Source organism: Flavobacteriales bacterium (genome assembly GCA_016713875.1).
Taxonomy (GTDB): domain Bacteria; phylum Bacteroidota; class Bacteroidia; order Flavobacteriales_F; family PHOS-HE28; genus PHOS-HE28.
In genome coordinates, this window is the sequence record JADJOI010000003.1 from 717,972 (window position 1) to 732,586 (window position 14,615).

Consider the following 14,615-nt stretch of genomic DNA (forward strand, 5'->3'; position numbering starts at 1 on the left):
CCGTCCTCATCGCACCGGATGGTACGGGCGCCGTTGTAGTTTCGGCGCACAAGCCGGACCCATGCACGACCACCATCGTTCCCTGCTCGCAGTCTTGCTGACCTGCTGCGGCGCCGTCGCGCAGCTCTCCGCGCAGAACCTGGTGAACACACGAAAGACCGAGGTGCACCTGCTGTGCCACTGGCGGCCGGGCACCGAGTGCCCCGGCGATGTGCTGAAGGAGACCGCTGTGATCTACACCGTGCCGGCGGACAGCGCCATCGTGCCCATGCGCCCCGGCGGCGGCGACCGCTGGGTGCTGAACCGCGTGGAGGTGTGCTGCGATGCGCGCTGCCTGGTGCGATCCGAGGCGATCGTGACATGCAGCACCTCCAACGACAAGGGCAAGTGCGGCAAGGAACCGGTGAAGCTCATCCGCGAGGAGCGGCGCTACACGGTGGAGTGATCACGGCCTGATCACCACCAGCGGCAGCCTGTCCGTGCGATCGCCGCGGACCACGTCCACCTGATACCGCCCCGGCGTCAGCGCGTGGATGTCGAGCGCAAGCGGCAGCAAGGCTCCCACCGGCCCGATGACCAGGCGTCCGGTGGCATCGTGCACGCGAATTAGGGCCCGCTGCGGGAGCGCCTCGATGAGCGATCGGTCGGTGGCCGGGTTCGGCCAGAGCCGCAGGGACGTGGCCGCCAGGTCCTGCCCCAGGCCGGTGTCCTCGTCCACATGGATGCTGTCCACGGCGATGCCGGTGCAGGTCCCGTCGCTCACCGCGTACTGCACCGACACCCAGCCGAGGCCGTGCTGCTGGGGGTCGAAGCTCGTGACGACCTGGCCATCGATCGTGTACGTGCCGCCCACGGGAGCTCCGCCGGTCAAGGGCAGCGCAGGTTGATGCAGACCAAGGGTGTCCATCGGGAGCGTGAGCGATGCGACCGGTGCAGCCAGCACGACCACCTCGATGGAGTCAGTGCCCGGGCACTCGTTCGCAAGCGAGGCGGTGAGCGTGATCGCGTGGGTGCCGGTGCCGGCGGCCGCAGGGTCGAACTGCCCGGTGGTGCCGGATCCGCTGGCCGCACCGCCCCAGTCACCCGCCGGTGATCCGGTGAGCTCCACCACGGGTCCGTTGTCACAATACGGGCCACCGGCCATCACCTCCGGAACGGTGCGCGCCTGCACGGTGAAGGTGCGGGGCAGGTTGCTGCATTGTCCACCGGTGGCATCCGTGAAGGTGTAGATGGCGATGCCGTCGAACGGGAGCGGCGCCAGGAAGGTGGGGTCGAGCGTGCCGTCGGCCCCGTTCAGCGGTGCGGACCACAGGCCGCCCAAGGGCAGGGCGTGATAGTCCTGGATGCCGTCGTCCGCGCAGAACACCGAGCCGTCCGCCGGGCCGAACACCGAGGGGCGCCGCAGCGCGGTGATGGCCTGTGACGCCGTGGTGCTGCATCCCTGGGCATCCGAGTAGGCATAGTGCAGCAGGTAGTTGCCGAACTGGTGGGTGCTCACATCGAAATGCCCGCCCAGCACACCGAACCCGCTCCAAAGCCCGCCGGAGGGCTGCGCATGAGCGAGCGGGTAGGGCCCCGAACTGCTGCACAGGGTATCGAACGGAGCAAGGACCACCTCCGGTTCGGGATGCACCGTGATCCAGGTGGTGAGCGTATCGGGACAGAAGGCGCCGGCATCAGCCGTGGTCACCAGGGCATAGCTGCCGGGCCCCAGCGCCGGATCGAACTGCACGGCCAGGATGTGGGGCTGCACGTACTGCACGCCGAACACAGGCCCGTCCAGCGTGACCGTTCCTGGTGACGCTCCGCTGAGCACGATGGTCTGCGGGGTCTCGTTCGCGCACATGGCCGTGTCCACCAGCAGGCTCATCGGCGCGGGTGCGGGCAGGTCGAGCCAGAGGCCTTCGCTGGCACAGCTTCCCCCGGCGGCATCCTGCAGCACGAAGATGGCCTCGCCCAGGATGGGCCGTTGGTCCAGGGCCACCAGTCCGGTGCTGTCCACCGCGCCGAACCAGATGCCGGTGGACGGGCGGGCGATGAGCTGCACCGGCGCGTCCGGGCAGGTGGGGATGGGCGCCACCACGGGGTGCACGGTGGGCGCCGCCACCACGAGCAAGGGTGCATCACCGGAGACGGGACAGCCCGCAGTATCGATCACGAGATGCTGCAGGACATAGGTGCCCGGTGCTGCCATGAACGCTTTGAACTGGCCCTGGTCCACCAGCGGGCCGGACCAGAGCCCGGTCGCCGGCAGCGGCGGAGGAAGCGTGTAGCTGCCACCATACCAGCACAGGGTGTCGAGCGCGGGCATGCTCAAGGACCAAGATGGCGTTGTGGCCGGCAGCTCGCTCCGGTACCACCCGAACGCATTGGGATAGATGACCAGGAGGTCGTCGAGCCCATCCCCGTCGAGGTCGGCCCAGAGCGCGAGGTCGCCCTTCAGCACGTCGTTGAGGTCGACGGCCGCTGTGGATCCGATGAGGCCGCTGCGCAGCTGCCGCCAGCGCGTCGGTGCACCCGGGTCGGTAGGGAAGTGGACCACCGAGGCCGAAGCACCGCATCCCGGACGACCGTACGCCGCTTCGCCGCCTTCGCTCCCCGATGCGAACGGCAGCACGGCGAAGGCCGGCCATGGGCCGTCGTTGCGCGCCCATTGCAGCACCGGTCCGTGCAGGCCGATGTCGAGGTCGCCGTCCCCGTCGATGTCGAGCACTTCCGCTTCGTGTTCAATGTCAGCGAAGGTCGTGAAGGCCGGGACCGCCATCCAGACCGTGCCATCACCAGCGCTGTTCTCCGCCACCACGTAGTGGCCTTGGAGGTCATGCAGCAGCAGGTCCGCATCGCCATCGCTGTCCATATCGCCTACGACGAATAGCCCGGAACCGATGCCGGGCAGCACGTCAGGCAGGGACTCCAGCGGGCTGAAAGCGCCGCCGGTGTTGGTGCAGCGGAACACGGTGTTGTGCCCGCCGAAGAGCGCGAGCACCTCGGGAAGACCATCGCCGGTGAGGTCCGCGAGGTGGAGGGCGGTGAAGCCCCTGGGCAAAAGGCGGGCGGGCATGGTGGCGATGGCCTGTGGTGGGCCGAAGGAGCCCAGACCGTTGAGGTTCGCCAGCAGGTAGAGGGTGCTGTCGTTGTCCCGCGCGATCACGAGGTCGGCATCGCCGTCGCCGTCCACATCGCCGGGGCGGGCCATCAGCCGCACGTTCGGCGGCTGTGGAAGGATGACGTGATGCGGACCGAAGCCGCCCTGCCCATCCAGGTTGCGGTACCATTGCAGCCCGTCATCCTTGGTGACGAGCAGGTCCAGGTCCGCATCGCCATCCAGGTCGCAGGCCTGTACGTGCCGGACGGCACAGCCATCCACTGGCTCGTAGCCCCCGAACTGGGCCACGGCCGATCCGGTGCTGATGAACACCACAGGAACGACCAGGTCACGGAGGAACCGCATCGGGCTCCACAAAGGTAGCCCCGCGAAAAGGGTCAGTGCGCGCAGAGCACCGGGATCGCATGCTCGTTGACGAGCAGGCGCTCCTTTTCGGCATCGGCGAGGTAGCGGTACTCGTCGGAGGCGTCGGCGATGATGGCGAACCCGTGGGCGTCCACACTGTGCGCGTAGCGGATGGTCTGTTCGGCGAAGCCGACGGAGAACACGGTGAGCGGTTCGTTCACTTCCACGGTGCGCACCCCGGCCTGTTCCAGATGGTGAAGCATGCGCCGTTTGTTGGTGCGCAGTTGTTCGGAAGGCTCTTCGTTGGGGCGCATCACTTGGTAGACGTGCACTTCGGTGCCGTCGAGCTTCGCCAGCCAGGTGACGGTGTCGAGCAGGCGCCCGATCTCCTCATGGCCGGACACGGGCATCACGAGTCGTTCCACGCGGTGCGCCGGACTGTCGCGCTGCATGATCCAGCTGGGCAGCCCCACATGCCGCACCAGCTTGAGGATGTCGGCGCCGAAGAGGTTTTGGCGCAGGCCGCGGGGCCCATGGGTGCCGGCCACCATGAGCGCATGTCCTGCGGCGGCCTCGGCGGCGATCTCCTTCATGAAATTGCCATCGCGATAGATCACCCGCACCGGGGCACCTCCGGCGGTCCGCTGCACCAGCGCGTCCAGCTCGGCGCGCACCTGGTCGCCCACCGGGCCTGCCCGCTCATGCTTGTCGCGCACATGCAGCAGGGTGACCGATGACTCCGAAGCCTTGGCGAGCCGCACGGCATGGGCCAGGGCGGTGGCGCCCAGTTCGGACATGTCCACGGGGCAGAGCAGGTCGCGCATGGTTACCGGATGGGGCGGCAAGATAGAAGCGATCCACGGGTGCGCACGGACGACCATCCGTCGGTGTTGGATGCCCTTCCAACGATCGCTCCGGCCTTTCCGCGCCAGGGTCGGGGACCGGTGTGGTCGAACCCCTATCTTGTCCGCATGACCATACGTGCATACCGTGCGTTCACTCTTCTGGCCCTCGGCTTCAGCGTTGCGGCCACCACGGCCCAGGTGAACATCAGCCTCCTCGGCCAGTACGACTACCAGGCCGCCCGCAACAGCGACCTCAGCAATCTCTGGGGTTACACCGACGAGTTCGGCAACGAATACGCCCTTATGGGGGTGAACGGCGATGACAACGTGCAGAACTCAGGGGGCTTCTCGGTAGTGGACGTCACCGATCCGGCGAACCCCGTGGAGGTGTTCTTCACCCCCGGCCCGAACAGCATCTGGCGCGAGATCAAGACCTGGGGGGACCATGCGTACATCACCACGGAGGCGTCCGCAGGCCTGCTGATCGTGGACCTCAGCCCGCTTCCGCAGAGCACGGCCCTTCCGGTGACCCTGTTCCAAGGCGACAACTGGGACACCTCGCATTCGCTCTTCATCGACGAGAACGGGAGGCTCTACCTGCACGGGGCCAACCGCGGCAACGGCGGCGTGATCATGTACGACCTGACGCAGGACCCCATGGCGCCCGTGGAGGTGGGCGTGTTCGACAACTGGTATTGTCACGACAGTTTCGCCCGGGGCGACACCTTGTACTCGGCTCACATCAACGACGGGTTCTTCAGCATCGTGGACGTGAGCGACCCGGCGAACCCCGTGCTGCTGGGCACCCAGCCCACGCCCAACACCTTCACGCACAACACGTGGCTGGACGACAGCGGACAGTACCTCTTCACCACCGATGAGCGGGAGGACTCCTACGTGGGGGCCTATGATGTGAGCGATCCGGCCGACATCCAGTTCGTGGACAAGCTGCAGAGCGACCCGGGCAGCAACACCATCCCCCACAACACCTACTGGTTGAACGACTACGTGGTGACGAGCTATTACACCTACGGGGTGGCCATCTACGATGCCACGCGGCCCTGGAACCTGGTGGAGACAGGCAGTTTCGACACCTCGCCGTTCACGGGTGGTGGCTTCAACGGGGCCTGGGGCGTCTATCCCTTCTTCCCGTCCGGGCGGCTGATCATCTCCGACATCCAGCAGGGGCTGTTCATCCTGGAACCCACCTACGTGCGCGCCTGTTGGTTGGAGGGCACGGTGACCGATGCGATCACCACGGACCCGGTGAACCTCGCCGCGGTAACGATCACGGGCCTTCCGGCGACGGACACCACCGCCTTCGACGGCGAGTATGCCACGGGCACCTTGGCCGCGGGCACCTACGATGTGTTGGTGACCGCTCCGGGCTACTTCCCCACCACGGTGACCGCGGTGGTGCTGGTGACCGGGCAGGTGACCTTCCTGGACATCGCCCTACAGCCGATGGTGCCCTTCAGCGTGATCGGCCAGGTGGTGGAGGCCGGCACAGGTGATCCGGTGCCCGGTGCCATCGTGGCGTTCGACGGGCTCATGGCCGATGCGCAGACGGTGGCGGATGCCAACGGTCAGTTCACGATCCCCTCGGTCTTCGCCGACTCCTACGCGGTGACCGCCGGCCGCTGGGGCTGGCATACGGCATGCCTCCCCGCCCAGGCCATCGATGCCAACACGCCGGCCCTCACCATCACGCTCGACCCCGGATATGCGGACGACTTCGCGCTGGACCTCGGCTGGAGCACGGTGAACGCGGCCTCCAGCGGGGCCTGGGAGCGCGACAACCCCATCGGCACGGCGTACCAAGGGGATCCCTGTGCCCCCGGTGCCGACGATCCGGAACGACTGCCACGGTGCGGCCATGGTCACCGGCAACGCGGGCGGCAATGCGGGTGATGACGACGTGGACGATGGCTCAGTGCTGCTGAGCTCGCCGGTGTTCGATGCCACCGGGCTCAACGTGCCTGCGGTGCGCTATGACCGGTGGTTCTTCAACGATGGTGGCACCGGTGGCGCGCCCAACGATGAGCTGCTGGTGCTGCTCACCGATGGCACGGACACCGTAACGGTGGAAACGGTGACGGCGAGCAGCCCCGGCATGGGCAGCTGGCAGCCGGCCCAGTGGGCGATCGCCGATCACCTGGCGCCCTCGGCCACGATGCAGGTGCTGTTCCGCGCGGCCGACGACCAGCCCGGCCACCTGGTGGAGGCGGGCATCGACGTGTTCGAGGTGGTGGAGACCTCCTTCGATGCCATCGCCGAACAGGGCCGCCCTGTTTTCCTGATGTGGCCCAACCCGGCGGAGCGCGCCTTCGAGGTGCGAGTTCCGGGTGCGGGGCTGGAGGCCGTGGAGGTGCGCGATGCGCAAGGACGGGCGGTGCACGTGCAGCGGTCGGCCGGCGAGCGCACCACGGTGGAGGCCGCCTGGGCCCCGGGTGCGTATGCGGTGACGGTGCGAACGACGGACGGCCGGTCGGCCACCTCCACCTTGCTCGTGCGGTGATCAGCGCCGGTTGGGCACGGCACCGCAGTGCTCCTGGATCAGCGCGTCCACATCGCTGACCCCGCCAAGGATGCGGGCCAGGGAGAGGTCGGCGCAGGCCTTCTCCAGGTCGCCTTTCCGCAGGCGCAGAAGCGCTCGTGTGCGAAGGGCGAACGAGTTGGCCGGGTAGAACCGGAGGCTCCGTTCCACATCCTTCCACGCCTCCTCGTTGCGTCCCAGGTTCAGGAGGGCGTAGGCCCGGTTGCTGAGCGCCACGGGCTCGTCGCGGTCGATGGAAAGGGCCTGCTCGAACATGGCCAGCGCGTCGTTCCAGCGGCCCAGGCGCGAGAGCTCGAAGCCGCGGTTCGTCCAGTGCCCCGGGTTCCGGGGCTCCAGGGTGCACAGGCGTTCCAGCACCACCAGGGCCCCTTCATGATCGCCGGTCTCGTCCAGCATGCGGGCCAGTGTCCGGTTGGCCTCCAGGTCATCGGGGATCACGGCGAGGCCGTCGCGCAGGTCGGCGATCGCCATCTCGGGTCGGCGAAGTTCGGCCAGGGCCTCACCGCGGGCGAGCAACAGCTGGGCGCGGAGACGGCCCTGCGCACCGTGCCGGATGCCGCGGTCGCTGTACCGCTCCGCGGTGCGGTAGTCCTCACCGCGGAGGGCGTACAGGCCGCGCTGGTAGTTGGCCTCCGGATGGGTGCTGTCCGCCTTCAGGGCCTGGTCCACATCCAGTAGGAAGCGGTCGGCGCGGTCCATGGCGTACCAGGCGCGGGCACGGGCGGCATAGGTGTCGGCGGACGGCCGTGCTGCGATGGCCCGCGAATAGGCGTCGATGGCTTTGGAGTAGCGCTCCTGGGCCACCAGACTATCCCCTTCGGCCATCAACTGCTCCACCGACTGGGCCGATGCGGCCGTGCAGGCCAGCAGAACGACCGCGGAGGGGACCAGGAGGAAGCGGGCCATGAACGGCAAAGGTAGGTTCTGGCCCCAAGGCCTTCAACGCTGGGGGATGCGCGCCAGGGGCACCACCTCCAAACCCGCCGTGCGCCCCGCGCGCAGCAGCAGGTCGCCGGCCATGGCCACCATCGCCGCGTTGTCCGTGCAGTACGCGAAGGGTGGCATGTGCACCGTCCACCCGTGCCGGTCCGCCAGCTCCATCAGCCGGCCACGCAGGCCCCGGTTGGCGGAAACGCCGCCCGCGATGCCGATGCGCGTGATGCCCGTGCGCTCCACCGCCAGCGTCAGCTTGGCGAAAAGCTGGTCCAGGATCGCCTGCTGCAAGGTGGCACAGAGGTCGGGCACCAGGGCGGGGGGAAGCTGACCGTCGCCATCGCGCAGCGGAAGCAGCAGGTTGCGGAAAGCGCTCTTGGTGCCGCTGAAGCTGAGGTCCAGGTCGGGCACAGCGGGGCGGGGGAGCCGAAAACGTCCCGGGTCGCCCTGTGCGGCGAGCGCATCCACCTGCGGGCCGCCGGGGTAGGGCAGGCCCAACAACTTCGCCCCTTTGTCGAAGGCTTCGCCAGCGGCATCGTCGAGCGTGCTGCCGATGGCCACCATGTCCAGGGCGGAGCGCACCAGCACGATCAGGGTGTGGCCTCCGCTCACCGTCAGGTTCAGGAAGGGGAATTCCGGCACGGGACGCGGCTGGTCGTCGCGGATGAAATGGGCCAGCACATGCGCCCGCATGTGGTCCACGGCCAGCAACGGAAGTCCCAGGGCCTGGGCGAAGGACTTGGCGTAGGCGGAGCCCACGTGGAGGGCTCCGATCAGGCCGGGACCCTGGGTGAAGGCGACCGCGGTGAGCGCGTCAGGCGCCAGGCCGGCTTCGCGAAGGGCGGCCTCCACCACGGGCACAATGTGCTCCTGGTGGGCCCGGCTGGCCAGTTCGGGCACCACGCCGCCCCAGGCGGCATGCACCTCCTGCCCGGCCACGACGTTGCTCAGCACGCGGCCATCCTCCAGCACGGCCGCGGCGGTCTCGTCGCACGAGCTCTCGATGCCCAGGATGCGCGAGGGACCGGTCACCGGCTGTTGCTCCGCTATTTTCGCCATCCGGGCCCGCGATCTGCGTGTTCGCGCCCAAAACTACCCGCTCCTGAGCAGCTCGCCTTTCTTGAAGTGGTCCGGCCGCGTGGTCCGCGCGATCGCCTGGGTGCTGCTCGCGCTGGTGGTGGCGGGCATGCTGGGCGTGTTCGCCCTGCGGCTGCCCTCGGTGCAGACCTGGCTGGCCGGCCGGCTCGGGGCATACGCTTCCGAAGCCTTGGGCAGCTGTGTCCAGGTGGACCGCGTGCACCTCACCTTCACCGGTCCGGCCGAACTGCGCGGTGTGCTGGTGTGCGACCTGAAGGGCGACACGCTGTTCGCGGTGCGACGCCTGAACCTGCGCCGCTGGCGCGTGAGCACCGAGCGGCGGCAGGTGCACCTGCGCGGCGTCATCGTGGAAGGGGTGTGGTGGCACCTGCGGCAGGGTGTGGACGACCCCACGAGCAACTTCACCCAGTGGATCGCCGCCCTGTCCTCCGGGGACACCACGGCGCCTGGCGCACCGTGGGCCATCCAGGCCGACGCCTTCACCATCCGCGACCTGCGGTTCACGCACCACAAGGACAGCTCGCCCGTGCGTCCTTTCGGGGTCGACTTCGACCATGTGGACGTATCGGGCGATGTGCTCGGCCATGACCTGCTGGTGATCGAGGACAGCATCCAGGCGGTGCTCGACCACATCTCGTTCCGCGAGAAGAGCGGATTCACCTGCACAGGCCTGCAGGGCCGGGCCACCGTCAGCGGGCGGGGCATCGCGGTGGAGCACCTGGAACTGCGCACGCCGTTCAGCACGCTGCGGGGCCGGTATGAGATGCGCTCCGCTTCCTGGAAGGACTACACCGATTACATCGACCGGGTGGAGATGCTGGCCGAGCTGGACAGCTCGGTGGTGGACCTGCGCGACATCGCGTGGTTCGCTCCTGACCTCGAAGGGCTTTCCGCCCGGGTCGGTGTGAGCGGCCGGGCGCGCGGCACCGTGCGCGAGCTCAAGGCCCGGGACCTGAAGTTGGACTACGGCCGGCACACCCACTTCGAGGGCTCCGTGGAGATGAGCGGCCTGCCCGACCTGGCCGCCACCTTCGTGGTGGTGGACGCACGCACCTTGCGCACCGACGCCACCGACCTGGCCACGGTTCCTGTTCCTCCCTTCCCGGAGGGTCGTGCGCTGGAGGTGCCCCGTGAGCTTGCCGCGCTAGGGCCGATGGCGTTCCGCGGCAACTTCACGGGCTTCGCATCCGCCTTCACGGCGTACGGCACTGCGAGCACGGCGTTGGGCGTGCTGTCCACCGACCTGTCCTACGAGCGGGATACCGTGAGCGACGTGTTCGGGTTCCACGGTGCGTTGGCCACCACCGGTTTCGACCTGGCGCCGCTGGCCGGCGACCCCACCGTGGGGCCCATCGCCTTCGATGTGAAGGTGAACGCCAAGGGGCGCGATCTGGCCACCATGCAGGCGGACCTCGACGGGCGCGTGCCCCTGATCACCATCAACGACCGGCCGCTCACGGGGATCACCACCTCCGGCCGCCTGCAGCGCCGCTTGTTCAATGGACGCCTCACCTGCGACGACCCCAACGTGAAGCTCCGCTTCGACGGCCTCGCCGACCTGCGCGGAAAGTGGCCGAAGGTGGACTTCACCGCCGAGCTGGAGCGCGCCGACCTCTTCGAACTGAACATCGCACCGGAGCTGCACCTGGGCGAGGTGAGCGGCATCGTGCGCGCGGAGGGTGAGCTGGCCCCGGACAGCCTCAAAGGGCGGCTGGCGATCGAGGGCCTCACCTATTGCGACGACCAGGGCGCGCTGGAGCTGGGCGATGTCGAGCTCGCGAGCGCACGCCGGGACGGGGAGCCGGTGCTGTCCCTCCGCTCCGACCTCGTCGACGCGGACGTGCAGGGCCGATTCCTGCCGACACGCCTGCCCGATGCCTTCCTGAGCGTGGTGTACAGCGTGTTCCCCGCGTTGGCGGACCGCGCACGATACGACCAGGAGGAGCAGCGCTTCGTGTTCGATGTGCACGTGAAGGAGGCCAAGCCGCTGCTCATGCGCGTGGTGCCGCGCTTGGATCTGGATCCGGGGGCGCGGTTCAGCGGCATGTTCGACACGCGCACCTTCGACATGGCGCTCACGGCCGATCTGCCGCGGATCGCATACGGCTCCGTGGGTGGCGATTCGGTGCATGTGATCCTGGACAAGACGCTGGACCTGCTGGTCTTCAGCCTGCGGAGCGAGCGCCAGCAATTGACCGACAGCACCTTCCTGGAAGGGATCGACCTGTCGGGCAAGGCCTATCAGGACGAGCTGGAGGTGCGCATGGTGTGGGACGGCAGCACCCACGACACGCGGGGCGACCTGCATCTGGCCGGCCTGGTGAACGGCTGGACCGACGTGGAGCTGGACCTGCTCCCCAGTCGCCTGCACCTCGGCCTGGGCGCCTGGAGGAATCCCGAACCGGTGCGGCTGCACTACCATGAGGGCGGCCTCGAGGTCCGGCAGTTGGAGGTGTGGAACGACGATGAGCGGATCACCCTGGACGGATGGCTCTCCGCGGACCCGGAGCGCCCCCTGGCCTTCGATGTCAACGGCGTGCGGCTGCGGCACCTTCGTCCCTTCTACAAGGGCCCCATGCTGTTCGGATCCGTGAGCGGTGAAGGGCGGGTCTTCGACCTGCTCGGCGACCCCAGCCTGATCAGCTACCTGTGCATCGACTCCCTGAAGGTGGACAAGCATCCGGTGGGGGACATCACCTTCGCCGCCACCTGGAAGGACGCACGCCGCGAGATGGAGGTGGGCGGCACCATGCAGCGCGGACGGTTGAAGGCGTTGGAGTTCAACGGGCGCATCGCCCCCGCTTCGGAAGTGGAGCAGCTCGATCTCGTGCTCGAGCTCGACTCCTTCGACCTCGCCTTCATCGACCCGTACCTGCCCGAAGGGGTGAGCGACATCCAGGGCCGGGTGACGGGCGACATCCGGGTGGGCGGCACCTTCGCGGAACCGCGGGTGGAGGGCACCGCCCTGTTGGACGAGGCCGGCCTTCGCATCGACTACCTCAACACCTTCTACAGCCTGAGCGACCGGGTGCGGATCCTGCCGGACGGCTTCTGGCTGGACCTGGTGCGGGTGAAGGACCAGGAGGGGCGCACGGCCAAGGCGGTGGGCACCATCAACCACAAGGGCTTTGCCAACTGGGACTACGATGTGATGCTCGAGCTCGACCGTTTCCTGTGCCTGAACACCACGGTGAACGACAACGAGCTCTTCTATGGCAAGGCCTACGGCACGGGCGACCTGCAGGTGAGCGGGTACGAGGACAACCTGGAGGTGGTCTTCACCGGTCGCACCGCCCCGGGCACCACCATCAGTCTGCCCTTGGGCACCGCGCGGGACCTGAGCGGGATCGACTTCGTGCGCTTCCATGCGGGCGGCCTTGAGCTGGACACGGCACGGACCCCCGTGGACCTGAGCGGGGTGCGGCTCGACCTCAACGTGGAGGTGACCCCCGATGCGCGGTTCGAGCTCATCTTCGATCCCACCGTCGGCGACATCCTCAGCGGGCGCGGCAAGGGCAACATCGAGATGACGGTGAGCCCCACGGGCAACCTGTCGATGCGGGGCGACATGGAGGTGGTCGACGGCACCTACCTGTTCACCCTGCGCAACGTGGTGAACAAGCGCTTTGACGTGGACCCTGGTGGGCACATCACCTGGTACGGAGACCCCTTCGATGCCCAGCTGGCGCTGAACGCCGTGTACAAACTGCGCGCACCGCTGGTGGACATCATCCCGGCCGAGCGGGCCGAGGGGCTGGGCAAGCGGGTCCCGGTGGAGGTGGTGATGCGCCTCAAGGACCGGCTGGCCAACCCGGACATCGGTTTCGATGTGCGCCTGCCCTCGGTGGACGAAGGCACCCGCACGCAGGTGAACAGCGTGCTGAGCGAGCCCGACGAGATGAACCGCCAGGTGTTCAGCCTCATCGTGCTCAATCGCTTCCTGCCGGTGGACCGGCTGGGCGCGGCGAACGGTCCCACGGGTTCCCGGGGCAACGTCGTGGGCACCTCGGGCAGCGAACTGCTCAGCAACCAGGTGAGCAACTGGCTCAGCCGCCTCAGCAACGATGTGGACCTGGGCTTCAACTACAGGCCGGGCGATGCGCTGACGCAGGATGAGCTCGAACTGGCGGTGAGCACCCAGCTGTTCGACGAGCGCCTGGTCCTGAGCACCAACGTGGGTGTGCAGTACGGTTCGGGCGCGTCCCAGCAGAGCAACCAGCTGGTGGGCGACTTCCAGTTGGAGTACCTGATGACCAATGACGGGCGGATCCGCCTGAAGGCCTTCAGCCAGAGCAACGATCGCAACCTCAATCAGGCGGACCAGGCGGCCACCACGCAAGGCGCCGGTATCGCCTATCGCGAGGACTTCGACACGCTCGGCGAGCTCTGGCGCAACTTCACGGGCATGCTGGGCTTCCGACGGCGGGCGCCCAAGGTGACCCCGACCACCGCGGGGCCGGCAGAGGGGGAGGAGGGGCGCTGATCAGTCGCGATCGCCCAGCCGCAGCAGGTGGCCCAGCTTGTTCTTCTTGGTGCGCAGGTAGTGCTCGTTGTGCGGGTTGGCGGCGATCTCGATCGCCACGTTCTCCGCGATCTCGAGCCCGTAGCCGATGAGGCCGGTGCGCTTGCGCGGGTTGTTCGTCAGCAGGCGCATCTTGCGCACGCCGATCTCGTGCAGGATCTGTGCGCCCACCCCGTAATCGCGGGCGTCCATGTCGAAGCCGAGCATCACGTTGGCCTCCACGGTATCCGCACCCTCCTCCTGCAGCTTGTAGGCTTTCAGCTTGTTGATGAGGCCGATGCCCCGTCCTTCCTGCTGCATGTAAACGATGACGCCTTTGCCCGCAGCGTCGATCATCTCCATGGCCCGGTGCAACTGTGGGCCGCAGTCGCACCGGCAGCTTCCGAAGATGTCGCCGGTGACGCAACTGCTGTGCACGCGCACGAGCACGGGCTCATCGGGCCGCCAGGTGCCCTTCACCAGCGCCAGGTGTTCTTCGCCGGTGTTGGTCTGCCGGAAGGCGACGAGCTCGAAATCGCCGTGCGCGGTGGGCAGCTGCACACGCACCTGCCGCTCCACCAGGCTCTCCGTGCGCATGCGGTGGGCCACCAGGTCGGAGATGCTCACCAGCTTCAGCCCGAAGGTGTCGGCCATGCGCCGCAGTTCGGGCAGCCGGGCCATGGTGCCGTCCTCGTTGAGGATCTCCACGATGACGCCGGCGGGTTCGAAGCCGGCCAGACGGGCAAGGTCCACCGCCGCCTCGGTGTGGCCGGTACGCCGCAGCACTCCGCCGTTGCGGGCCTTCAGCGGAAAGATGTGGCCGGGGCGCGCCAGGTCGGAGGCCGTGGTGGTGGGGTCGATGAGGGCCTTGATGGTGGCGGCCCGGTCCTGCGCCGAGATGCCGGTGGTGGTGCCGCGGCCCTTCACGTCCACGCTCACGGTGAAGGGGGTCTCGTGCAGGGCGGTGTTGTCGTGCACCATCAGGCCCAGGCCGAGCTGCTCGCAGCGCTCCTCGATGAGGGGGGCGCAGATGAGACCGCGCCCGTGCTTCGCCATGAAGTTGACCACCTCGGGGGTGGCGTTGCGTGCGGCGGTGAGCAGGTCGCCCTCGTTCTCGCGGTCCTCATCGTCCACCACGATCACCACCTTGCCGGCCCGGATGTCGGCGATGGCCTCCTCGATGGGGTCCAGACGGATGTCGTTCATGCACCAGGTCGCCGGGCGCAAGGC

At 68.1% G+C, this 14,615-nt stretch carries 9 protein-coding genes; 4 read left to right on the forward strand and 5 right to left on the reverse strand.

What is annotated here, in order from left to right; translation table 11 throughout:
* Window positions 1-94 precede the first annotated feature (94 nt).
* Window positions 95-445: a hypothetical protein gene (locus IPJ87_04460; GenBank protein MBK7941117.1), complete on the forward strand. Its 351-nt coding sequence runs from the start codon at window positions 95-97 to the stop codon at window positions 443-445.
* On the opposite strand, the gene IPJ87_04465 is transcribed toward IPJ87_04460, so the two are convergent.
* Together IPJ87_04465 and IPJ87_04470 are read right to left on the reverse strand one after the other, a co-directional pair.
* Window positions 446-3,451 (reverse strand): VCBS repeat-containing protein, encoded by a 3,006-nt coding sequence (locus IPJ87_04465; protein ID MBK7941118.1) that lies wholly within the window; start codon window positions 3,449-3,451, stop codon window positions 446-448.
* Between the two features lie 32 nt (window positions 3,452-3,483).
* Entirely contained in the window at window positions 3,484-4,275 is a 792-nt protein-coding gene (locus tag IPJ87_04470) for a universal stress protein (GenBank protein MBK7941119.1), read from the reverse strand.
* Between the two features lie 147 nt (window positions 4,276-4,422).
* On the opposite strand from IPJ87_04470, the gene IPJ87_04475 reads away from it, so the two are divergent.
* Entirely contained in the window at window positions 4,423-6,207 is a 1,785-nt protein-coding gene (locus IPJ87_04475; protein ID MBK7941120.1) for a choice-of-anchor B family protein, read from the forward strand.
* Window positions 6,137-6,814 carry a T9SS type A sorting domain-containing protein gene (locus IPJ87_04480; GenBank protein MBK7941121.1) on the forward strand — a complete coding sequence of 226 codons (678 nt, stop codon included), beginning with the start codon at window positions 6,137-6,139 and terminating at the stop codon, window positions 6,812-6,814. Before IPJ87_04475 ends, IPJ87_04480 begins: the two co-directional genes overlap by 71 nt.
* On the opposite strand, the gene IPJ87_04485 is transcribed toward IPJ87_04480, so the two are convergent.
* Together IPJ87_04485 and tsaD are read right to left on the reverse strand one after the other, a co-directional pair.
* Entirely contained in the window at window positions 6,815-7,759 is a 945-nt protein-coding gene (locus IPJ87_04485; protein ID MBK7941122.1) for a tetratricopeptide repeat protein, read from the reverse strand.
* 33 nt (window positions 7,760-7,792) lie between these two features.
* Window positions 7,793-8,845 carry a tRNA (adenosine(37)-N6)-threonylcarbamoyltransferase complex transferase subunit TsaD gene (gene tsaD, locus IPJ87_04490; GenBank protein ID MBK7941123.1) on the reverse strand — a complete coding sequence of 351 codons (1,053 nt, stop codon included), beginning with the start codon at window positions 8,843-8,845 and terminating at the stop codon, window positions 7,793-7,795.
* Between the two features lie 61 nt (window positions 8,846-8,906).
* Between tsaD and IPJ87_04495 the strand changes: the two genes are divergently transcribed.
* On the forward strand, window positions 8,907-13,367 hold the full coding sequence (locus tag IPJ87_04495) for a translocation/assembly module TamB domain-containing protein (GenBank protein MBK7941124.1): 4,461 nt from the start codon (window positions 8,907-8,909) through the stop codon (window positions 13,365-13,367).
* Here the strand turns inward: IPJ87_04495 and IPJ87_04500 are convergent, their stop codons facing one another.
* Window positions 13,368-14,591, reverse strand: coding sequence for a bifunctional 3,4-dihydroxy-2-butanone-4-phosphate synthase/GTP cyclohydrolase II (locus IPJ87_04500; GenBank protein MBK7941125.1), 1,224 nt, complete (start codon window positions 14,589-14,591; stop codon window positions 13,368-13,370).
* Window positions 14,592-14,615: the final 24 nt, after the last annotated feature.

Bases quoted from the DNA above. Each gene is read 5' to 3' on its own strand.
- IPJ87_04465 (MBK7941118.1), bottom strand. From the start codon at position 3,451: ATGCGGTTCCTCCGTGACCTGGTCGTTCCTGTGGTGTTCATCAGCACC.
- IPJ87_04470 (MBK7941119.1), bottom strand. From the start codon at position 4,275: ATGCGCGACCTGCTCTGCCCCGTGGACATGTCCGAACTGGGCGCCACC.
- IPJ87_04475 (MBK7941120.1), top strand. From the start codon at position 4,423: ATGACCATACGTGCATACCGTGCGTTCACTCTTCTGGCCCTCGGCTTC.
- IPJ87_04485 (MBK7941122.1), bottom strand. From the start codon at position 7,759: ATGGCCCGCTTCCTCCTGGTCCCCTCCGCGGTCGTTCTGCTGGCCTGC.
- tsaD (MBK7941123.1), bottom strand. From the start codon at position 8,845: ATGGCGAAAATAGCGGAGCAACAGCCGGTGACCGGTCCCTCGCGCATC.
- IPJ87_04500 (MBK7941125.1), bottom strand. From the start codon at position 14,591: ATGAACGACATCCGTCTGGACCCCATCGAGGAGGCCATCGCCGACATC.